This is a genomic window from Trinickia sp. Y13, from assembly GCF_029522115.1.
GTDB lineage: Bacteria > Pseudomonadota > Gammaproteobacteria > Burkholderiales > Burkholderiaceae > Trinickia.
Genome location: NZ_JAKWFK010000003.1, coordinates 51,412 through 72,206, shown reverse-complemented (window position 1 = coordinate 72,206; position 20,795 = coordinate 51,412). Strand labels below are relative to the sequence as shown.

Below are 20,795 nucleotides of genomic sequence, written 5' to 3'. Positions count from 1 at the left end.
CAATCATGACTTCCTGGCAAATCACCCGCGTCTTCGCAGGCCTGTTCGTGCTCGTCACCCTCGCGCTCGGCGCTCCGGCCAGTCCGCTTTACGTGAGCGCGTGGTGGCTGTGGGGCACGGTGTTCGTCGGCGCCAATTTGCTGCAAAGCGGCCTGACACGGTGGTGTCCGATGGAGATTTTCATGCGCAAGCTCGGTCTGCGCGCGGGCGCATGAGGCGCGGACGACGACTGCGAGAACCGAACGGTGAAAACGATGAGGCACGTCGCTAGGGCCTGGGCGTTCGCGCTCTTTGCAGCGAGCGCGAACGCCCATGCGCAAACGGACCTGCTCGGCGCGGCGCAGGCGGCGCTCGCGCACGATCCGGTGTACGCTGCCGCCCTCGCGCAGAACCAGGCCGATGCGACCAAGCGCAAGCAAGGCCGCGCCGGCTACCTGCCTCAGGTCTTCGCAACGGGGAATGTGCGCTACGGTGCAATCGATCAGGAAACGACGGGCGCGCATTTCGCGGGCGGCGGCTTCGGGTCGAGCAACGGCATCGCGTTCGATACGCGCGCAGCCGGTGCGACCGGCGCGGGCTGGGCGATCACAATCAAAGAGAATCTCTACAGCGCAACCAAAAATGCAGACGCGCGGCAACTGAACGACGCCGCCGACGCCGGCGATGCCTCGTTGCGGGTTGCGCGCCAGACGCTACTGTTGCAAGTCGCGCAAGCGTATTTCGGCGTGCTCTCCGCCCAAGACAACGTGGCGGCGCTGCAATCGATTCGCGATACGGCGCTCGAAGCGCGCAACATCGCCCAAGGCCGATTCGACACGGGCGATGCACCGGTCACCGACATCAAGGACGCCCAAGCGCGCGCCGATCTTGCCCAGGCGCAAATGCTGGCGGCGCAAACGACGCTCGAGCTCAAACGCGGTGAGTTGAGCGACTTGACGGGCGCCCCCCAAGGCGCCGTGCGTCCTCTCGCTGGCTCGGCCGCGGTCGAATCGATGAGTAGCGGCGAGCTCGGCGACTGGCAATCCCGCGCCATGACCGGCAACCCGCTCATCGAACTGCGCAAGCTCGGCATCGATAGCGCGCGCGCCGAAACCTCGCGTTATCGGCCGGGCGCAGGCACGACGGTGGATGCCTTCGCCTCCTATATCGGCGACCGCGTCAACGGCGCGGGCTATGGCGGAAACAGCTCCATGCGCAGCAACAGCGCCGTAGTGGGGATCATGGTCACCATTCCGCTCTATACGGGCGGCCTGCGCAGCGCGAAAGCGCAAGAAAGCGCCGCATTACTGACCCGCGCGGGCCTTGACGAAGACGCGGCGCGCGTCTCCACCGCGCGCGAGGTGCGTCAGGCTTTCCTCGGCATGCGAAGCGCCCAGGCCCAGGTCATAGCGCTTAGTCAAGCATTGCGCTCGGCCGAGCTTCAACTCGACGCCAACCGCACCGGGTTTCAAGCGGGCGAGCGTCCCTCGATCGACGTGCTCAACGCCGAGCAGGCGCTCGCCGGCACGCGGCGCGATCTTGCAGCCGCGCGCTATCAAGTCCTGCTCGATCGTCTACGACTCGCGGCAGCAGCGGGCGAACTCGACGAGGCGCAACTCGAAACCATCAACGCGATGCTGCATTAGCGCACCGTAATCGCACGCCGGCGTTGCACAGGCGCCGGTCAAGATATTCATGCGCCATGTGGCGCACTCGAGAAGGAGGCAGCATGGCTGAAATCGTCATTCTGGGCGCCGGACTCGGCGGCCTGTCCATGGCCTTTGCGATGCGCAAGGCGGCGCGCACCGAGGACCATGTCACGCTCGTCTCCGACGACACCCACTTTCATTTCGTGCCGTCCAACCCATGGGTCGCCGTTCGCTGGCGCAAGCGCGACGATGTCAGCGTGGAACTGCAGCCCGTGCTGGACAAGAAGCACATCGGCTTCGACGCGACCGGCGCGAAGCGAGTACATCCCGAGCGCAACGAGATCGAGCTCGCGGACGGTAGAACGCTCGCCTACGACTACTTGATCGTCGCAACGGGGCCTAAGCTGGCCTTCGATGAAGTGGAGGGGCTGGGCCCGCAGGGCAACACGGTCTCGATCTGCCAAATCGATCACGCCGAGCAAGCGGCCAGCAAGTGGGACGCCTTCGTCGCCGATCCCGGCCCGATCGTGGTCGGCGCCGTCCAGGGCGCATCGTGCTTCGGGCCGGCCTACGAGTACGCGATGATCATGGACGCCGACCTGCGCCGTCGCAAGATCCGCGATCGCGTGCCGATGACATTCGTGACGCCGGAGCCGTACATCGGGCATCTGGGTCTCGGAGGCGTGGGCGATTCCAAAGGCATGCTCGAGTCGACGATGCGCGAGCACGATATCAAATGGATCTGCAACGCGAAGACCACGCGAGTGGACGCGGGCCATGTATTCGTCACCGAGCACGACGATCTGGGCCAGGAACGCCGCAAGCACGAGTTGCCGTTTCGCTTTTCCATGATGTTGCCCGCATTCAAGGGCGTCGATGCGGTGGCCGGCATCGACAAACTCACGAACCCGCGGGGCTTTGTCATCATCGACGAATATCAGCGCAACCCCACGTACCATAACGTCTTCGCGATCGGCGTATGCGTGGCGATCGCCCCCCAAGAAGCGACCCCGATACCGACAGGCGTGCCCAAGACCGGGTTCATGATCGAATCGATGGTCAGCGCCACGGCGGAAAACATCCGTGCCGCGCTCGATAAGAAGGAGCCCGAGACGCGCGCGACCTGGAACGCGATATGCCTTGCCGACTTCGGCGACCGCGGCGTGGCGTTCGTCGCGCTGCCGCAGATTCCGCCGCGCAATTTGAACTGGTCCAGCGAAGGAAAATGGGTGCATCTGGCCAAGATCGGCTTCGAGAAATACTTCTTGCACCGTATGCGCACAGGTTCGACCGAGCCTGCGTATGAACGCCTGCTGCTCGATCTGCTGGGGGCAAAGAAGCTCAAGTCTTGATGCGTCGCGCGCATCGAGGCGGCCGGGGTGCGGCCAGCGGCCCCGGCATGCCACGCCCGCGCGCATCGAGGCACTCAGGGAGGAATCATGCATATCGTCTGCAGCCATTGCTGGAGAGTCAACCGCATCGAGCCGGCGCGGCTCGATGCGAGTGCCGTATGCGGTGCTTGCGGCGAGCCGCTGCTCAACCCGGAACCCGTGCAACTGGACGCGAGCGGCTTCGTCCAATTCATCGTCAGGAACGATCTTCCGGTGCTGGTCGATTTTTGGGCGCCCTGGTGCGGGCCTTGTCGCGCGATGGCGCCGCAGCTATCGGCGGCGGCCGACAAGCTCAAAGGCCGCGTCCTGTTTGCCAAGCTCAACACCGATTCGCACCCGCACATCGCCACGCAATTTCAAATTCGCAGCATTCCGACGATGGTCTTGTTTCGCGCCGGCAACGAGGTCGATCGACGCAGCGGCGTCATGAGCAGTCAGGAGATGGCGGCGTGGCTCGCGGCGGCAATCTGAACGATGCATACGCTGCAGACCTCTGCCGTCAATGCATGGCAAACGCGTGTCAGCCCCTACGCGCGGCCTGCCGTCCGGATCAGCCGACGAGGCTCGGTCACCCGGCCGCCACGATCACATGCGCCTGAATCTTGCCGGCCACCGGACCTTCGCCGTACCGCTTCACGATCGCGTCCGTGGCTCGCTCTATCGCTAGTTGCAGCAAGTCTGCGTCGCGCGCCTCGATCTCGTTGCGCAGCGGCGTCCCGAGGCAATAAGCCGTGGCGACCTCTCGTGCCGATGTCGAGAAGCTCGTTTTCTCGCGGGTCTCGATCCGAATGTCGCTGTAGCCCGCGCTACTCAATTCCTCGCGGATCAATGCGACCTCGTGGTAGCCGTGCGGCGTGCGCGCTAGGAACCTCGGCGGGTCATGCTCGAACACAGTCGCGAGAGCGTTGGTGATGTCGTCGGCAAAAGCGTTCTCTTCGATGCGATCCCAGACATTGAAGACGAAGCGCCCGCCTTCTCGTAATACGCGACGCGCCTCGCCGTAACCGGCGACACGGTCGGGGAAAAACATCGCGCCGAACTGACAGCAAACGACGTCGAACGACGCATCGTCGAACGGCAGCGCGAGCGCATCCGCTTGCCGCCATTCGATTCGGCTATCGAGCCCTTGCCTGCTGGCGGCGTAGTCGAGCATGGGCTGGTTCAGGTCCGTTACCACATAGCGCGTGTCTGCGCCGAGCCTCGGTGCAAGCGATCGCGCCACGACGCCGCTGCCGGCCGCCGTTTCGAGCACCGACCGGGGCGCGGATGCCGCGGCGAGTTCGGCAAGATCGGCGGCGTAGGCCTCGAAGATGAGCGGGACCATGAGCGTGTCGTAGAACTTCGGGATGGAGCCCACGAATACCGTGTCGCGATCCGTCATGATCTCCCCTCCTTTAAAGCGCGCCTCGATGGCACCGCGCTCATCGCTATTGACGCCGGCTTCGCGCTCCTTGCGTGCGCTAGCTGCCGATCGGCGTCGAGATCTTCAATGGAACAGTAGCGGGTCTTTTCGCCCTCCGCCTGAAATTCTTTCATCCGTGTTGTTCCTTTGACGCGTTAGAGCGCGGCCGACGGGATCGCCCACGCGAGCGCGACGATACGCCGGGAGCCTATGCGCACAGTCTCGCGCGCCGATCGCCATATGTCCGACCCGTCCTGGCTCAATTCCTGCATCCCAACGCCGCTTTTGAAGCAATGCGGCTTCGCTTTTCTTCACATCATTACCAGGAGAAAGGATGCAGCGAGAAAGGTTATCTGGTCTCGATCAAGCTCGATCCATTGCCATCATTGCGGTCGTTGCGGTTCATTTGTCATTTCAATTCCCTCATCTGCCCCAATGGGCCGCCGTGCTGGCCCGCATGGGCCAATACGGCGTCCAATTGTTCTTCGTCATCAGCGCCATTACGATCTTCATGACGCTCGCCGCCGACCACGCGCGATATCGAGCTGCCCGCCACGTTACGGCGCGCTTTTACATCAAGCGCTTCTTTCGCATCGCGCCGCTTTATTACGTCGCGATCCTGGCTTACGGCGCGATGAGTTGGTACACATACCGCTTCGCGCCAGATCATGCCTCGATTCTGGGCCAGCACGATGCGGGAGACATCGTCCTAAATCTGCTGTTCATGCATGCGGTGTCGCCCTCCGCGATCAACAATGTGGTTCCGGGCGGGTGGTCGATCGGCGTGGAAATGTTGTTTTACTCGATCGCACCGTTCATCTTCTTCTATGCCACGACGCGAGCCCGGCTCCTTACGATCACCGCGGCGTTGCTGCTCGCGTGCGCTGCATTCGTGTCATCGGGCGCCTGCGGCGGCGGCCTGTCGTGCAACGTGGAGAACAACTCGTTCTTCTACTTCTGGCCACCGGTGCAAGTGCCCTGTTTTCTCGTGGGCATTTGGTGCTGGCATTTCTTTAGCCATTATCTGAACGGGCACGCCAAGCTCGGCAGCCGCGGCATGAGCATGGCGCTCGCCATGATGGCGCTTTGCGCACTTCTTGCCGCCGTGTGCGGCGTATGGATCGGATTGGCGAACGAATATGCGCCCCTCTTCGCGGCCGGCAGCTCGGCGGCGCTACTGCTCGTGTTCTGTTCGGCCGCGCATCGGGGGCACAGCCAGCAGCTGCGGTTCGTGGGACGCATCGCAACCGCCGTCGGGCGTGAAAGCTATGCCATCTATTTGTGGCATTTTCTGTTCGCATTCGCTGCGGTTTATCTCTTCAAAGATTCTCGCTTGCTTGCGTTCGTCGCCGTGCTCGCCGTCACGCTGGGTGCGTCCTACCTGCTCTCGCGACTAACGGACAAACTCGTGCAACGCTTCGCGTCCAAGCTCGCCCGCAGTCTGCTCGTCAAGATCGACCACGCGTTCGCATTCGGCCGCACACCCTGCTCACGTGCGATCGCACACGGCGCATCCCGGCCTCGCAGCTAGGAACCGGCCGCGCGCGACTCGCGCGGAAAGCTCAGCGTGAATTCGATCCAACCGTCTGCCGAGCAACTGGCCGATACGTCGCCCGCGTGCAGCCGCATGATCGCCTGCACGATCGACAAGCCGAGCCCGCTCGATTCGGTGAACTCGCTGCGCGCCGCATCGCCGCGATAGAAGCGGTCGAACAAGCGTGCGAGCGCCTCACGCTCGATACGCGGCCCGAAATTGCCGATGACGATGCGCGCGCCCGCAGCATCGGCATGCGCGTCGATCCGCACGGTCGTGCCGGCATCGGCATAACGCACCGCATTGACGACGACATTGCCGATCGCCCTGCGACACATGATCGGGTTGACCGCCATCTCGCCGTCGGCATCGATTTGAAACGTGATTCGCCGCTCGTCGGCGATCCCGTCGAAGTATTCGACGATCGCCTCGATCTCGCTGCGGATATCGATGCGCTCGCGCTGGATAACCTGCTGCCCATGATCGGCCTGCGCCAAGAAGAGGATGTTTTGCGCGATGCGCGCGAGCCGCTCCAATTCTTCCAGGTTCGATTCGAGCACGGCGCGATAGTCCGCTGCGCCGCGCTCATGCGCAAGCGCAACTTGTGTTTCGCCGATCAGCACCCCGATAGGCGTGCGCAACTCATGGGCAAGATCGGCCGAGAACTGAAGCAATCGTTCGTAACCATGTTCTAGGCGATCGAGCATGGCATTGAACGAGGCCGCGAGGCTTTGCAGTTCGGCCGGCGAGCCTGCCACATCGAGTCGCGTAGTCATCCGGTTGGGAGAAATTTCGGCAGCCTTGTCCGCCATCAGCTTCAGCGGCATCAGCCCTCGGCTCGTGACCCAGTACGCGAGTGCTAGGGTCACCAGCACCGCACAGAGGACCGTGATCCATACGCGCCGCAGATAGATCGACAATACCCGCGCTTCCTGCGTCATCACGTGCGCCGCGATGATCTGCACGACGTCGCCATCGTCGCCGATCTGCGCCTGGGCAGCGACCCAGCGCATGCGCACGCCGTCGGGACGCTTACCCTCGTAAAGCGCGTCGAGCCCCACGGCCTCGGCCACCGGCACGACACGAAGCGGCGGCAACGCCATGTGGTCGGGATTGACATTGATGATCGGAGCCGATCCTGCCCGCTTGAATATGATCACATCCTGGCTGTCGCCGAGCATCGTTTCGAAGAGCCGCGGCCGGGCTTCGATTTCCTTGATCGTATAGAGATCGTGCAACAGCGAACGAAAATGCTCGACGCGACCGATCAGTTGATAGTCCGCGCGCGTGGACAATGCCCGATTGGTCGCGTGGTAGAGCGCCGCCCCCACCATGCCGACCACGACGCAGACGATCGCGGCGAACGAGAGCGCGATGCGAATCGCGAGCGAGCGCGCGGGCCGTCTCACGCGTCGTCCCCGAACGAATAGCCAATGCTGCGCACCGTATGAATCAGCTTGAGATCGAATGGATTGTCGATCTTGGCGCGCAGGCGCTTCACCGCGACATCGACGACATTGGTGTCGCTGTCGAAGTTCATATCCCACACTTCGGAAGCGATGAGCGTGCGCGACAATGCCTCGCCTTGGCGCTTGCAGAACAAATGCAGCAGCGCGAACTCCTTATTGGTCAAGGTGATGTCGATACCCTTTCTCGTCACCTTGCGCCGCAAAACGTCCACTTGCAGGTCCGCAACCTTGTACGTATCCGATTCGCGCATGACGCCGCGCCGCAGCAGCGTGCGAATGCGCAAAAGCAGCTCGGTAAACGAGAACGGCTTGACGAGGTAATCGTCCGCGCCAAGCTCGAGGCCATGAATGCGATCCGCGACTTGATCCCGCGCCGTCAGAAAAATGACAGGCAAGTCGCGCTTGGCACGCAGCGCCGACATGATCTGCCACCCATCGATGCCGGGCAACATCACGTCGAGCACGATGAGTTCGTACGCGTTCGCGAGCGCTTGATGCAGACCGTCGGTACCGTTGCGGGCGAGATCGACCTGATAGCCCGATTCCGTCAGGCCCTTCTTCAGATAATCGCCGGTCTTGCGGTCGTCTTCGATCACGAGGATGGTCATGCTGGGGCGGCCTTGATTGCATTGGCGACATTTTAGCGACCGCTGGCTCGAGCCATTCCTTCATGACAAAAAAGTCATCGATGGGTCATCGATCGATCAGCGCCGCGTTTCTACCATGTCAAGCGTTTTGGCTCCATCGAATGCGAGGCATGCCGTGCAAAACCAAACGCAGCACCCTACCCAGCCTCTCTGGTTGCGCATCACGCACTGGATCAACGCACTCGCCATCGTGATCATGGTGACGAGCGGCTGGCAAATCTACAACGCATCGCCCCTGTTCCAAGCGCTGACGTTTCCGTCCGCGGTGACGTTGGGCGGCTGGCTCGGCGCCGCGACCGAGTGGCATTTTGCGGCGATGTGGTTATTGGTCGTCAACTTCGTGGCCTACCTCGCGATGAACGTCGCAACCGGGCGTTTGCGGCGCCGCCTGTTTCCGTTGAGCGTGAAGACGCTCATCAAAGATGCGAACGCCGCCCTGCGCGGCAAATTGGGCCACGACGATCTCGCTCATTACAACGCCGTGCAAAAGCTTGCGTATCTCGCGGTCATCGCCGACCTCGCCATCGTCATGCTTTCCGGCCTCGTCGTCTGGAAATCGGTGCAATTCCCGCTGCTACGGACGCTCATGGGCGGCTACGACAACGCGCGCATCGTGCACTTTTTCGGCATGAGCTTTCTCGTGGCGTTCTTCGTCGTGCATGTGGCGATGGTGGCGCTCGTGCCGCGCTCGCTCGTGCTCATGATTCGCGGGCGGTGACGCCGCGCCAACGGATATTCGACCATGTCATTCAAACGCTCTCTCGTTAGGCCCGATGCCGAACTCATCGTCAAGGACGCGGCGAAAGAATTGAAAGCGCCAGCGCGCCGGTTGTTCGGCAAGCGCATCCTTTCGCTCGGCGGCCTCGCGATGCTCTCGGGCTGCAGCATCACCGACGACCAGTCCGTGAACGCGATGCTGCGCAAGATGTCGAGGTTCAACGACGACGTGCAAGCGCTCTTGTTCGATCCGAACGCGCTTGCGCCGACTTATCCCGAGTCCATGATCACGCGCCCGTTCCCGTTCAACGCCTTCTACGACATAGACGAAGTGCCGCAAGTCGATCCGTCCGGCTACAAGCTCACGATCGGCGGTCTCGCGAAAGGCAAGCGCGTATGGACGCTCGACGAGCTGCATGCCATGCCGCAAGAAAGCCAGATCACTCGGCATATCTGCATCGAGGGCTGGAGCGCGATCGGCCGGTGGGGCGGCGTGCGCTTCGCGCATGTCCTGGCCCACGCCGGAGCCGATACGAGCGCGAAATACGTCGCCTTTCACTGCGCCGACAACTATTCGACGAGCATCGACATGCCGACCGCGCTTCACGCCCAGACGCTGCTCACGCTCACCTACGACGGCCAGATCCTGCCGCCGAAGTACGGCTTCCCGATGAAGCTGCGCATGCCCACCAAGCTCGGCTACAAGAACCCCAAGCACATCGTCGCCATCACCGTCACCAACGAATACCCAGGCGGCTATTGGGAGAACCAGGGCTACAACTGGTTCGGCGGTTCCTAACGTTCACGGTCCGATCACCCTCGACAACTCAAGGAGCTTTCATGTCGATTCGAAGCACACTCACTGCCAGCGTCGCCACGTTGACGCTGGCCTCCATCACCTGCGCAGCGCTCGCTCAAACGCCGGCCAAACCCACGCGCATCCGCGGCGACATCGTTGCGCTCTCGGCCGATACGCTAACCGTGCATCGCCGCAGCGGCGATATCGTGAAGATTTCGTTGAAGGGCGACACGCCCATCAACGCGCTGAGGAACATCAAGCTCCAAGACATCAAGCCCGGCTCGTTCGTGGGCACGGCGGCAATGACGGGCGTGGACGGCAAGCTGACCGCGACCGAAGTGCTGGTTTTTCCCGAATCTGCGCGCGGCACCGGCGAAGGCCACTACGCATGGGATCTGGGTCCGAACAGCACGATGACGAACGCGAATGTCGACCAAGTCGTGCAAAGCACCGACGGACGCAATCTGAAGCTCTCGTACAAGGGCGGCTCCAATGCGGTCACGGTGCCGGAGAACGTGCCTGTCGTGACGTTCGCGCCGGCGACGCGCAGCGATCTGCAGGCCGGCAAGCAAGTGTTCGTGGTTGCGAGCCCGATGGGATCGGCTTATACGGCGCAACGCATCGTGGTGGAGAAAAACGGGGTGAAGCCACCGATGTAAGGGGCGCATCGATCGGCGCCATGCCCATGAAACACGTCTGTTTGACCATACGGCGCTCGCACTCCTGACTAGCTGAACGGCCCGAGTTGCGACTCGGGCACGTCGATCCGCAAATCGTCCAACAGCACTGTCTCGATGAGCTTGCCCCACGCCCCCTCGCTCGCCGCCTTGACGGGCAGCCCCAGGCCGAGATCGAACCACAATTCGTAGCGGCACACCCCCGCCACCCTCTGCCCGGGTTCGCCCGTCACGATCACATGCGACGCCCGGCGCGTGCCGATGGTCTCCACGCCGACCACCTGGGTATCGCCGTGTCGTTGCAGCTCTCGAATATTGACGAGCAGCACGCCAATGTCCGACCGGTCGATGCGATGCCCTTGCGGACTCTGGATGACGGGATTGTCGGGGCTTAATGCGAGCTTGGGCAACCTGCCGAAACCGAAAGGCCAAAGCGTGACTTTCCCGGTTTCAGGGCTGTAGACGAGCGTCGTGCCGGCATGCGGCCGGATGCAATCCATGCGAACGAAGCCCGGCTTGCGATAGCTATACCTTATCTCGACCGGCTCGGCGCCCGCAGCGGCCGATGCGAGCGTGACCTGATAATTGGCGAGCGCATCGAAGCGCGCCTGCGCATCGGCAATCGGATCACGATCCGGCATTCGAGCATCCGTCATCAAGTAGGTTCGCGCAACGGCGCCAATGCCAGGATGGGCATCGTCGCCTCCTAGGATTTACCGCTACGGCATCATGGTGCGGGAACGCGGGCGCTTACCAGCGCGGCCGCTTCGACAAGAGCGGCATCATCGCGACCAATCCGAACACCGGACCGGGCAATAACAGAAACGCGACCCGGACGTCGATATCAGGGAACGCGCTCGTCGACACGAAAATCGAGCACGCTGAAAGCAGAAAGCCAAGGCTGTTTTGTAAGGTCAACGCTCCGCCGATCTGCTGCGCAGGACATGCCCGAACGGAAAGCGCGGAAAACTGCGGCGAGTCCGCGATCACGCTCACGCCCCACGCGAGCAGCAACCCCAGTTGGGCGTAGGTCCCGAGCGAAGCCAGCAGTGGATAAGCGGCACATATCGTGCCCGAAATGGCCAACGCGCCCCAGGCCGTCCGAGCGCTACCGATCCGCTTGCTCAGCGAGCCTCCGGCCACGCAGCCCACCGCGCCGATCGCGATGATGGCAAACGACCAAAACGCTATGGCTGCTTCCGCGTGTTCAGCCGAAGCGCCGAACGCGTGCCGCACGAGCAAGGGCGTCAAAGTCCAAAATGCGTACAACTCCCACATATGTCCGAAATACCCCAGCGCGGAAGCACGGAATTCGCGCACTCCGAGCACGCTGCCGATTCCCTTGAAGCGCGCGGCCTTGGTCGCAACGCGGATATGCGGCCCTTCGCCCAGGCGGTAGACCATCATAGCCCCGATGGTCGCCAGCGCCGAAGAGGCCAGCACGGCCGACTGCCAGGGTAGCGCGCTGAACGTGGCGCGAATCGCATGGACCGAGGCAGTGCCAAGCGTCAACATGGCCACGAGCAGAGCGAGCGTCTGCGCCGCGCGCGAGGGCGCCCACGTGACGAGCAGCTTCATCCCCAGGGGGTAAATCCCGGCAAGCGCAACGCCGACGCCAAACCGAAACGCGATGGCTGTCCCGAGGCCGGAACCGTAGAGCGCAAAAAGCGCGTTCAATAACGCCCCAGCCAACCCGCATGCCGCAAATACACGGCTTGCGCGCAGTCTGTCGGCAATGCCAGTCAGCGTAGAGACGAGCGTTCCTATGATGAAACCGGCTTGAACGGCATTCGTGAGCCAACCCACATCGGCCGAGGTCAGGTTCCAGTCCATCTTGAGATCGTGCATGGCGGCGTTCGCGCTGAACCACAGCGAAGTGCCAAGCAATTGGGCAACCGCGATCGTCCACACGGCGCGCCTTTCACGCACGCCATAGCTGGGCGCCCCAACGGCATTGAGCATCTCGTCCACCGTATCTCCTGCTCGGTATCGCCACCTTATGGACAGCAGCGGCCGTTCGTCACCCCATAGGTTACCGAACAAACCTACCCCTATCTTAGGATGCGCACGGTAGGTACCCTATCAATCCCTCGGCGCCAATTTCTCATCCCTTCTTTCATACTGCCGCCCAGTATGCTACCTTATACTGCACCCCAGTTCCCTTAGCGAGAAAAATGCCACACACCGCAGCAGAGAAAAAGCGCGTCCTCGCCCGCGTGCGCCGCGTGAAAGGACAGATCGACGCGCTCGAGCGCGCGCTCGAGGAAGGTGCCGACTGCGGTCCGATTCTTCAGCAGATAGCCGCCGTGCGCGGCGCCATCAACGGGTTGATGGCTGGTGTTCTCGAAAGCCATTTACGAGAAGAGTTTTCGCATGTCGCGCAACCAAACGGTGCTCAGCAAGGATCGATCGATGACGTCGTCTCCCTCGTGCGCTCCTATCTTCGTTGAACGTATTCAGCGGCCGCCGATCGCGCCGGCTGAGTTTGCCCTCTTTTGCTCAAAGGACTGACATGAAATCACGTGCTGCCGTTGCATTCGGGCCTGGCAAACCCCTCGAAATCGTCGAGATCGACGTCGAACCGCCGCGTAAGGGCGAGGTGCTCGTGAAGATCACGCACACGGGGGTCTGCCATACCGACGCCTTCACGCTCTCGGGCGACGACCCCGAAGGCCTCTTCCCCGCCGTGCTCGGACACGAAGGCGCGGGCATCGTGGTTGAAGTCGGCGAGGGCGTGACCAGCGTCAAGCCTGGCGATCACGTGATCCCGCTCTACACGGCGGAATGCGGCGAGTGTCTTTTCTGTAAAAGCGGCAAGACCAACCTGTGCGTGGCGGTGCGCGCCACGCAGGGCAAGGGCGTGATGCCCGACGGCACGACGCGCTTCAGCTACAACGGCCAGCCGGTCTATCACTACATGGGCTGCTCGACGTTCAGCGAATACACGGTGGTGGCCGAAGTCTCGCTGGCCAAGATCAACCCCGATGCGAACCCGGAGCAGGTCTGCCTGCTAGGTTGCGGCGTCACGACCGGACTCGGCGCGGTCAAGAACACCGCGAAGGTGCAAGAAGGCGATTCCGTGGCCGTGTTCGGTTTGGGCGGCATCGGTTTGGCCGTGATCCAAGGCGCCAAGCTGGCCAAGGCAGGCCGCATCATCGCCATCGATACGAACCCGAGCAAGTTCGACCTCGCACGGGTATTCGGCGCGACCGATTGCGTCAACCCGAAAGACCATGAGAAGCCGATCCAGCAAGTGATCGTCGAGATGACGGGCTGGGGCGTCGACCACAGCTTCGAATGCATCGGCAACGTCAATGTCATGCGCGCGGCGCTCGAGTGCGCCCATCGCGGCTGGGGTCAGTCCGTCATCATCGGCGTGGCAGGCGCGGGGCAAGAAATCTCCACGCGTCCGTTCCAGCTCGTCACCGGCCGCCGCTGGCTCGGCACTGCGTTCGGCGGCGTCAAGGGCCGCTCGCAGTTGCCCGGCATGGTGGAAGACGCCATGGCCGGGAAAATCCAACTCGCACCGTTCGTCACCCACACCAAATCGCTCGCCGAGATCAACGAAGCGTTCGATCTGATGCACGAAGGCAAGTCGATCCGCACCGTCGTTCACTATTGATCGCGAACGACAACAACTGACCCCAACCAGGAGACAGGTCATGACCACGGCAATTCACCCTAGCGTCGACCACGGCATTCAGAAGGGCGCGAGCGATTTCAAGGGCGGCACCTTGCGATGCTCATGTGCAACCGATCCCGTGGAGGTGCGCGTGGATTCGCAGGTGCTGTTCAATCACGCGTGCGGCTGCACGAAGTGCTGGAAACCCGCCGGCGCCCTATTCTCCGTAGTGGGGGTCGTGCCGCGCGACAAGCTGACGGTGACGGCGCACGGTGAAAAGCTCAAGGTCGTTGACGATTCGGCGCTGATTCAGCGTCATGCCTGCACCGGTTGCGGCAAGCATTTGTTCGGGCGCATCGAGAACAAGGACCATGCGTTCTACGGCCTCGACTTCATTCACACGGAGCTGTCGAAGGACGCGGGCTGGGAAGGGCCTGGTTTCGCCGCGTTCGTTTCGTCCATCATCGAAAGCGGCACGCCGCCGTCCGCAATGGCCGACGTGCGCAAGACGCTGCGCGAGAAAGGACTCGAGCCGTATGACTGCCTGAGTCCTGCACTAATGGATCTCCTGGCCGTGCATGCGGCCAAGGCCAAAGGCACCTACCGCGAGGCTTGATCGATATGGAACGCGTTGAGCGACACGTTTGTCATGAGGGATACCAGGAAGTGTGGACGCATGCCTCCTCCACCCTTCAGTGCGAGATGCGCTTCGCCATTTACTTGCCGAGCGCGGCCTTGCGCGGCCAGCCCTGCCCGGTTCTGTACTGGCTATCTGGCCTCACCTGCACCGAGCAGAACTTCATTACGAAAAGTGGCGCTCAACGCTACGCGGCGGAGCACGGCCTCATCATCGTCGCACCGGACACGAGCCCCCGCGGAGACGAGGTGGCCGACGATCCGAGCTACGATCTGGGCAAGGGCGCCGGCTTTTATGTCAACGCTACGCGGCAACCGTGGGCCAAGCATTACCGCATGTACGACTATGTCGTCGAAGAACTCCCGGCACTGATCGAAGCGCAATTTCCCGCCACTCAGGCGCGCTCGATCAGCGGACACTCGATGGGGGGGCACGGCGCATTGACCATCGCGCTGCGCAACCCGGCACGCTATCGCAGCGTGTCGGCGTTTTCGCCGATCGTCGCCCCAAGCCAAGTGCCTTGGGGCGAAAAGGCGTTCACGGCCTATCTCGGCGACGATCGGCAAGCGTGGAAAGAGTACGACGCGGTGGAGCTCGTCAAAGCAGGGGCCGACCGCTTGCCGCTACGGATCGATCAAGGCGGCGGCGACGAATTTCTCGACAAGCAGTTGAAGCCCGAACTGTTGCGCGCAGCCTGCGACGCAACGGGACACCCGCTCGAACTGAATCTGCGTGCGGGCTACGACCACAGCTACTACTTCATCGCCAGCTTCATCGGCGAGCACATCGCCTATCACGCAAAGGCGTTGCGTTGATTGGCATGCAGGCGCCGAAGCGCGTCTAGGTCGACCCAGCCCTGCTCCATCTCGACCATGCCGTTCGGCAGCGGCTGGTCCGGGTCGCCCAAGTGAGGCAGCACGCACAGCGCGCCTTCGAAGCGCTGCCGCGCGGTGTAGGCCGTGGTCGTGATCAACGTCGGAATACCCGCCGCGCGCGCCGCACGCAGCCCGTTCTCCGAATCTTCCAGCGCAAGGCATTCATCCGCCGGCAACCCGAGTTCGCGCAACGCGGCGTAATACACGTCGGGGGCGGGCTTCTTCACCGGCGCAGTCGACGCATCGCACACGGCCGAAAACCGCTCACGCCAAGCCACCCCCAGCGCCGGGCACAGTAGTGCGTCAAGATTGCCGGGTGTCGTGGTCGTGGCGATCGCCAGCGCCAAGCCGGCCGCGCTCGCTTCTTCAACCAAACGCCGGATACCCGGCCGCAGCGGCAACGCGCCGCCGCGCACGCGCTCCACATAGTGGCGCGTCTTGATCGCATGGATCGCCTCGATGGTCTCGGCGATCGCGCCGCCCGCCGCCTCCTCGGGCTCAACGCAGCGCCAATAGTGACCGATGCGCTCCTTGCCGCCCGCCACGTGGAGCAAGCGCGCATAGAGGCGTTCATCCCACTGCCAGTCCAGACCGACCTCCGAAAACGCGGCGTTGAACGCGTCGCAATGGGCCGCCTCGGTGTCAGCCATCGTCCCGTCGACGTCGAAGATCAATGCTTGCATGCCCGTTCCCTCCATGCGTGCCGCACCGCCATGGCTCCCGCCACGCGATTTCGGCGAATCAATCTCGATCTCGTGAACCGTTTCAGGCACGCGATCGCGCTCCTCCGAATGAAAGCGAATCGATTCACGCGGGCCTGCGTCATGGGCTCACCCACCCGCACCGTACGACCGCGCCATGCGTTCGAGCGGAACCGGCTTGATCTTGGGCGCCTGCCCGCTGCAGCCGAATGCGTCGAAGCGCGTGACGCAAATGCCGCGCGCCGCTCTTTTAGCCGCTGCAAATGCCTTGCGCGGATCGAATTCCTCAGGCTGCTCGGCAAAGAGTTGTCGCATCGCGCCCGTCATCGCGAGACGGATATCCGTGTCGATGTTGACCTTGCGCACCCCGCTGCGAATGCCACACTGGATTTCTTCGACCGGCACGCCGTACGTCTCTTTGATCTCGCCGCCGAAGCGCCGGATGATCTCGAGCCATTCCTGCGGCACCGATGACGAGCCGTGCATCACGAGATGCGTGTCGGGTATATGTGCGTGGATCTGCGCGATGCGGTCGATCGCCAGAATGTCCCCACTCGGCTTGCGCGTGAACTTATACGCGCCATGCGACGTGCCGATGGCGATAGCGAGCGCGTCCACGCCCGTGCGTTCGACGAAGTCCTTCGCCTGAGTAGGATCGGTCAGCAGCATGTCGTGCGAAAGCCTGCCCGCCGCGCCCACGCCGTCTTCCTCGCCCGCCTCCCCGGTCTCGAGGGAACCGAGGCAGCCGAGCTCGCCCTCGACCGAGACGCCGACCGCATGCGCCATCTCGCAGACAGTGCGCGTGACACGCACGTTGTAGTCGTAACTCGCCGGGGTTTTCATGTCGTCTTCGAGCGAGCCATCCATCATCACGCTGGAAAAGCCCGAGCGGATGGCGATCTGAGAGACGGCCGGGCTCGCGCCGTGGTCCTGATGCAGCACGACGGGGATGTCCGGGTGCGCTTCGATCGCGGCCAACACCATGTGGCGCAAATACGGCTCGCCCGCATATTTACGCGCGCCCGCCGACGCCTGCAGAATGACCGGGCTTTGCGTGTCTTGCGCCGCTTCCATGATCGCTTGGATCTGCTCGAGATTGTTGACGTTGAATGCAGGCACGCCGTAGTCGTGCTCTGCCGCATGGTCGAGCAATTGGCGCAGTGAGATGAGAGCCATGGAAGTCTCCTGTCGAATGGATCAATGCAGCGAGACGACGTGTTCGGCCATCTCTGCAATCGAAGCGAACACCCGGTCCGGATGCGCATCCTCGATCGGTTCGCCGTAGTTGTAGCCATATGGCACCGCCCACGCGGCCACGCCCGCACGATGCGCAGACTCCACGTCGGTGCGCGAATCGCCCAAGTGAGCGACCGCTTGCGCGGGCACGTTCAAGCGGTCGATGCAATAGCGGATGGGTAGCGGATGCGGTTTCTTGTAAGGCAGGCTGTCGCCGCCGAGCACCACGTCGAAATAGCTAACCAACCCGGCGTTTTCCAACAAGCGCAGCGCGAACTTTCGCTCCTTGTTCGTGACGACGGCGAGGTGAATGTCCGCGGACTTCAACGTCTCGAGGGCGTCCGGCACGCCCGGATAAGGCTGTGCGGTCGAACCGGCAGTGGCGTCGTAATGCTCGACGAACACAGGCATCACCGCATCGAGTGCGATCACGCGGTCGACCACGACGCTGGCGAGCACCTCGCGCATAAGCGCGTCCATGCCGTTGCCGATGAATCCGGTGACCGCACCGAGCTCGATCGGCGCGTACCCGTATGCTTGGAGCGTACGATTGACCGCGAGCGCGATCTCGGGCGCCGTGTCGAATAAGGTGCCGTCCAGATCGAAGGTGATAAGGCGCGCTCTCATCGCCGGCCTGCCTCCCTAACCTTAGGTGAGTCACAAGGTTAAGCGGCGCGATATCCGTTGAACATTCACTTTTTCTTTGCTCTCGATTAAGGGTTTCTAATCGGAGGCGGGTCGCGCTCGAGCAACGGCGTGTATTCGCGCTGCAGATACGGTGCGGCCTCGTCGAGCAGAAAGTGACGAAACACTTTGCAGGTGGGCGATAGCTGCTTCGAGCGCATATGAACGATCTGCCAGGTGCGTTCGATCGGCGTGCCGTTCACGTCGAGCAACGCGAGTTCGGCGGTGCGCAGTTCCAATTGAAGGGTATGCAGCGAGATCAGGCTCACGCCCATGCCAGCGATGACGGCCTGCTTGATCGTCTCGTTGCTGCCGAGCGTGACGATCTTCTTCGGAATGAACAGATGCTGCCGGAACATCTCCTCGGCCGCCATGCGCGTGCCCGACCCCGGCTCGCGCAGCAGGAACGTATCGCCTCGCAGCTCTTGCAGATCGAAACGGCGCGCGCTCGCAAGCGGATGGTCGCTGGGCGCGATCACCACCTGCGGATGGCTGGCGAGCGGCTCCACGAGCGCATCCAACTCGGCGGGCGGGCGCCCCATCAACGCCAAGTCGATTGCGTTGTCCTGCAATAAGCGCAGCAGCGATTCGCGATTGCCCACAGAGAAATGGACATCGACTTTCGGATACTGGCGCGAATAGAGCGCGAGCAGTTTCGGAGCAAAATGCGTCGCCGAACTGACGATACCCACCGAGATCGAGCCGCTGTCCGCCAACTGCAACGACATCATCGCGTCCTCGGCATCCTTGATCTCGCCCAGGATGCGGCTGGCGTGGTGCGTCAAGCGCTCGCCTGCTTCCGTCAACATCAGCCGCCGCGCGACGCGCTCGAACAGCGCGAGCCCGATGGCATCTTCCAACTGACGAATCTGCATCGATATCGCGGGCTGCGTCAGATGCAATTCCTCGGCCGCGCGCGCGAAGCTCGCATGGCGGCTCGCGACGATAAAGATCTGCAACTGACGCAAAGTCAGCGAGCGAATGAAGTTGACGGCCATGCGACTCTTCGTTGGCAGGCGAAATCGGGCGAGGCCGGGGCTCGCGCCAGCAGCGCGAGTTCAGCGGCTTGCGCTCGGCACCGCGGTTGGCGTGGCGGCGGGGGCCGATGCAGCACCGCCTAGCTTGCGCACGGCAGCCTGGAACGTCAGCGTCTCGGTTCTAAGCGGATGCGCGAAATCTCCGTTTGACCCCGGAACCTCGGTGCGGATTTGCGCAACCTGTCCCGGCAGCGCGTCCGCGATCTCGAACGTATAGCGCTTGCCCGTATAACGCGCGAATCGTTGCGCATTCGGATCATGAAGATAGGGCTGCACGACGATGCGCCGGACGGCGACCGATTTGCCGCCGATGCGGCTCATCGCCGGCGTGATCTTCGGCCCTTCGGCCAGCGCCAAACGAAGACGCTTTTGGAAGTAGCGCCGCTGACCGCCGGTGAGGGCCGACATTTCGCTGATATCACGCTCGAGGAAATAAAGGATGACGGGGTTGCAGGGCATGCCTTCCGTCGGCAGCGTGACCGCGCCGCTATGGTCGGACACCTGGGCGTCGCTCTTCGAATTGCCCGCACTGGTGACAAGCACGTGCACGACATCCGAGCCGTTCGCCGCGCCAGGGGAGCCCCCTCGTGCATTGCCCGGCGCTTCGCTGCCCGTGGCGACGATCGCATAATCGAGCTCCGTTTGCGGTGCAATGCCGCGCATGTGGTCGGTCGTGAAGACCAGTTGCTCGGCCGGCGTAATATCGGGCGACGGCTTCGCTACGGCATCCGCTGATGCCGCGGCATCGGCCGCGTGGGCCGCATGCCCCGCGCCGAGCGCGAGAAGGCACACCCCGGCAAGCGCGGCAAGCCGTAACCGGCGCGGCGCGGCGCCTCCTCGCGCGGTCATTGCGGTCCGCCCGATGCTTGGTTGTCGGCCGATTCCACGGGCCTGAGCAACGGTACGTCATAGCTCGTCAAAATGGCGTCGATTTTGTCCTGATGGCTGCCGATCCATTGATCGATCTTGTCGTGCCACGGCTTCTCGCCGTAGCGCACGCCCATCGAGATTTGATAGTCGAACCGGATGTCCTTTTGCGGAGGAAACGGCACGACCCGCACGCTGTCGCCGGCCCGCTTCGCAAAGTAACCGGCAATCGGCCCCCAGAGAAAGGCGACGTCGATATTGCCCGCGGCGAGGTCGTGCTCGACGATCTCACCCGGGTAAACCTGGGTGTCGCCCGATTGAATCTGGTACGAGTGCGCCTGGTCGATGAGGCCGTGGCTCAGCAACCAGTCGACGGCCGGCGTTTGCGTGAAGATCCCGAAACGCAGCTTATGAAGCACGTCGGGCGGCAGCGCAAGGAGATCGTCGGGCGTCTTGACGCTCGCGAATTCAGGTTTGTTCGGCAGCACCATCGCATAGGTGGAACGCAGATACGGATGCGTGGTGGATGTCAGATCGTAGCCCTTGGGCACACCAACGACGAGGTCGCACTTGTAGCGCCCGGTATCGGATATTTTCTCGCGCAGCGTATGGCGGACGAACCCAATGCGCTGCGGGAAATACGTGAACTCGATCTTGTAGCCGAGATCGTGCGCCATCGCGCTCGCGATCTTGTTCTCGTAGCCTTCGCCCTTGTCGTTCGAAAGCGGCATGTTGTTCGGATCGGCGCATACGCGAAGCACGCCGTCGGCGCCGTCGTTGTTCGGCAGCGCCGGCCCGTCCGCACGCACGGCCGCACTCGCGAGCGCCGCACAGCAGAGAGTGGCGGCAGATAGCGCGACATGCGCGGACAT

Annotated in this window: 23 protein-coding genes; 12 read left to right on the top strand and 11 right to left on the bottom strand. The window is 62.8% G+C overall.

The genetic code is table 11. From position 1 onward, the window contains the following. The first annotated feature begins 5 nt into the window (after positions 1-5). From MMB74_RS06560 to trxC, 4 genes are all read left to right on the top strand, one after another. Complete coding sequence (locus MMB74_RS06560) at positions 6-215, top strand: DUF2892 domain-containing protein (protein ID WP_277427804.1); 210 nt, start codon at positions 6-8, stop codon at positions 213-215. 39 nt (positions 216-254) lie between these two features. Next, positions 255-1,625 (top strand): TolC family protein, encoded by a 1,371-nt coding sequence (locus MMB74_RS06555; RefSeq protein ID WP_277427803.1) that lies wholly within the window; start codon positions 255-257, stop codon positions 1,623-1,625. 83 nt (positions 1,626-1,708) lie between these two features. Next, positions 1,709-2,980, top strand: a complete 1,272-nt coding sequence (locus tag MMB74_RS06550; protein WP_277427802.1) for an FAD/NAD(P)-binding oxidoreductase — start codon at positions 1,709-1,711, stop codon at positions 2,978-2,980. A gap of 87 nt (positions 2,981-3,067) precedes the next feature. Then, the gene (trxC, locus tag MMB74_RS06545; RefSeq protein ID WP_277427801.1) at positions 3,068-3,490 is read left to right on the top strand and encodes a thioredoxin TrxC; all 423 of its coding nucleotides are present in this window, start codon (positions 3,068-3,070) and stop codon (positions 3,488-3,490) included. Between the two features lie 97 nt (positions 3,491-3,587). Here the strand turns inward: trxC and MMB74_RS06540 are convergent, their stop codons facing one another. Next, positions 3,588-4,400 (bottom strand): methyltransferase domain-containing protein, encoded by an 813-nt coding sequence (locus MMB74_RS06540; RefSeq protein ID WP_277427800.1) that lies wholly within the window; start codon positions 4,398-4,400, stop codon positions 3,588-3,590. 355 nt (positions 4,401-4,755) lie between these two features. Here MMB74_RS06540 and MMB74_RS06535 point away from each other — a divergent pair, with 355 nt between their 5' ends. Continuing rightward, complete coding sequence (locus tag MMB74_RS06535) at positions 4,756-5,952, top strand: acyltransferase (RefSeq protein WP_277427799.1); 1,197 nt, start codon at positions 4,756-4,758, stop codon at positions 5,950-5,952. Here MMB74_RS06535 and MMB74_RS06530 read toward each other — a convergent pair. Together MMB74_RS06530 and MMB74_RS06525 are read right to left on the bottom strand one after the other, a co-directional pair. Further along, positions 5,949-7,364 (bottom strand): heavy metal sensor histidine kinase, encoded by a 1,416-nt coding sequence (locus MMB74_RS06530; protein WP_277427798.1) that lies wholly within the window; start codon positions 7,362-7,364, stop codon positions 5,949-5,951. The genes MMB74_RS06535 and MMB74_RS06530 overlap by 4 nt on opposite strands. Beyond that, the gene (locus MMB74_RS06525; protein WP_277427797.1) at positions 7,361-8,032 is read right to left on the bottom strand and encodes a heavy metal response regulator transcription factor; all 672 of its coding nucleotides are present in this window, start codon (positions 8,030-8,032) and stop codon (positions 7,361-7,363) included. Before MMB74_RS06525 ends, MMB74_RS06530 begins: the two co-directional genes overlap by 4 nt. Before the next feature lie 235 nt (positions 8,033-8,267). On the opposite strand from MMB74_RS06525, the gene MMB74_RS06520 reads away from it, so the two are divergent. From MMB74_RS06520 to MMB74_RS06510, 3 genes are read left to right on the top strand one after another with little or no spacing between them, the layout of a single operon-like run. Then, the gene (locus tag MMB74_RS06520) at positions 8,268-8,789 is read left to right on the top strand and encodes a cytochrome b/b6 domain-containing protein (protein WP_277428180.1); all 522 of its coding nucleotides are present in this window, start codon (positions 8,268-8,270) and stop codon (positions 8,787-8,789) included. Positions 8,790-8,813: 24 nt separating this feature from the next. After that, on the top strand, positions 8,814-9,587 hold the full coding sequence (locus tag MMB74_RS06515; RefSeq protein WP_277427796.1) for a molybdopterin-dependent oxidoreductase: 774 nt from the start codon (positions 8,814-8,816) through the stop codon (positions 9,585-9,587). Between the two features lie 41 nt (positions 9,588-9,628). Then, positions 9,629-10,246 carry a hypothetical protein gene (locus MMB74_RS06510; protein ID WP_277427795.1) on the top strand — a complete coding sequence of 206 codons (618 nt, stop codon included), beginning with the start codon at positions 9,629-9,631 and terminating at the stop codon, positions 10,244-10,246. A gap of 68 nt (positions 10,247-10,314) precedes the next feature. On the opposite strand, the gene MMB74_RS06505 is transcribed toward MMB74_RS06510, so the two are convergent. Further along, positions 10,315-10,905, bottom strand: a complete 591-nt coding sequence (locus MMB74_RS06505) for a DUF1571 domain-containing protein (protein ID WP_277427794.1) — start codon at positions 10,903-10,905, stop codon at positions 10,315-10,317. A 109-nt stretch (positions 10,906-11,014) separates the two neighbouring features. Further along, positions 11,015-12,226, bottom strand: coding sequence for an MFS transporter (locus MMB74_RS06500; RefSeq protein ID WP_277428179.1), 1,212 nt, complete (start codon positions 12,224-12,226; stop codon positions 11,015-11,017). Positions 12,227-12,438: 212 nt separating this feature from the next. Here MMB74_RS06500 and frmR point away from each other — a divergent pair, with 212 nt between their 5' ends. The 4 genes from frmR to fghA all read left to right on the top strand — a co-directional run bounded on the left by frmR (position 12,439) and on the right by fghA (position 15,338). Further along, positions 12,439-12,714, top strand: a complete 276-nt coding sequence (frmR, locus tag MMB74_RS06495; RefSeq protein WP_277427793.1) for a formaldehyde-responsive transcriptional repressor FrmR — start codon at positions 12,439-12,441, stop codon at positions 12,712-12,714. 62 nt (positions 12,715-12,776) lie between these two features. After that, positions 12,777-13,886 carry an S-(hydroxymethyl)glutathione dehydrogenase/class III alcohol dehydrogenase gene (locus MMB74_RS06490; protein ID WP_277427792.1) on the top strand — a complete coding sequence of 370 codons (1,110 nt, stop codon included), beginning with the start codon at positions 12,777-12,779 and terminating at the stop codon, positions 13,884-13,886. Positions 13,887-13,926: 40 nt separating this feature from the next. Beyond that, a complete protein-coding gene (gene gfa, locus MMB74_RS06485) occupies positions 13,927-14,502 on the top strand; it encodes an S-(hydroxymethyl)glutathione synthase (protein WP_277427791.1) in 576 nt (191 codons plus the stop codon). Between the two features lie 5 nt (positions 14,503-14,507). Further along, entirely contained in the window at positions 14,508-15,338 is an 831-nt protein-coding gene (gene fghA / locus MMB74_RS06480) for an S-formylglutathione hydrolase (RefSeq protein WP_277427790.1), read from the top strand. Here fghA and MMB74_RS06475 read toward each other — a convergent pair. The 6 genes from MMB74_RS06475 to MMB74_RS06450 all read right to left on the bottom strand — a co-directional run bounded on the left by MMB74_RS06475 (position 15,317) and on the right by MMB74_RS06450 (position 20,795). Continuing rightward, entirely contained in the window at positions 15,317-16,081 is a 765-nt protein-coding gene (locus MMB74_RS06475) for an HAD family hydrolase (protein WP_277427789.1), read from the bottom strand. The genes fghA and MMB74_RS06475 overlap by 22 nt on opposite strands. A 147-nt stretch (positions 16,082-16,228) precedes the next feature. Further along, on the bottom strand, positions 16,229-17,275 hold the full coding sequence (fba, locus tag MMB74_RS06470) for a class II fructose-bisphosphate aldolase (protein WP_277427788.1): 1,047 nt from the start codon (positions 17,273-17,275) through the stop codon (positions 16,229-16,231). A gap of 21 nt (positions 17,276-17,296) precedes the next feature. Continuing rightward, positions 17,297-17,962 (bottom strand): phosphoglycolate phosphatase, encoded by a 666-nt coding sequence (gph, locus tag MMB74_RS06465; RefSeq protein WP_277427787.1) that lies wholly within the window; start codon positions 17,960-17,962, stop codon positions 17,297-17,299. Between the two features lie 86 nt (positions 17,963-18,048). After that, positions 18,049-19,017 (bottom strand): LysR family transcriptional regulator, encoded by a 969-nt coding sequence (locus tag MMB74_RS06460; RefSeq protein WP_277427786.1) that lies wholly within the window; start codon positions 19,015-19,017, stop codon positions 18,049-18,051. 60 nt (positions 19,018-19,077) lie between these two features. Further along, on the bottom strand, positions 19,078-19,905 hold the full coding sequence (locus MMB74_RS06455) for a hypothetical protein (protein WP_277427785.1): 828 nt from the start codon (positions 19,903-19,905) through the stop codon (positions 19,078-19,080). Continuing rightward, positions 19,902-20,795: a substrate-binding domain-containing protein gene (locus tag MMB74_RS06450; protein ID WP_277427784.1), complete on the bottom strand. Its 894-nt coding sequence runs from the start codon at positions 20,793-20,795 to the stop codon at positions 19,902-19,904. Before MMB74_RS06450 ends, MMB74_RS06455 begins: the two co-directional genes overlap by 4 nt.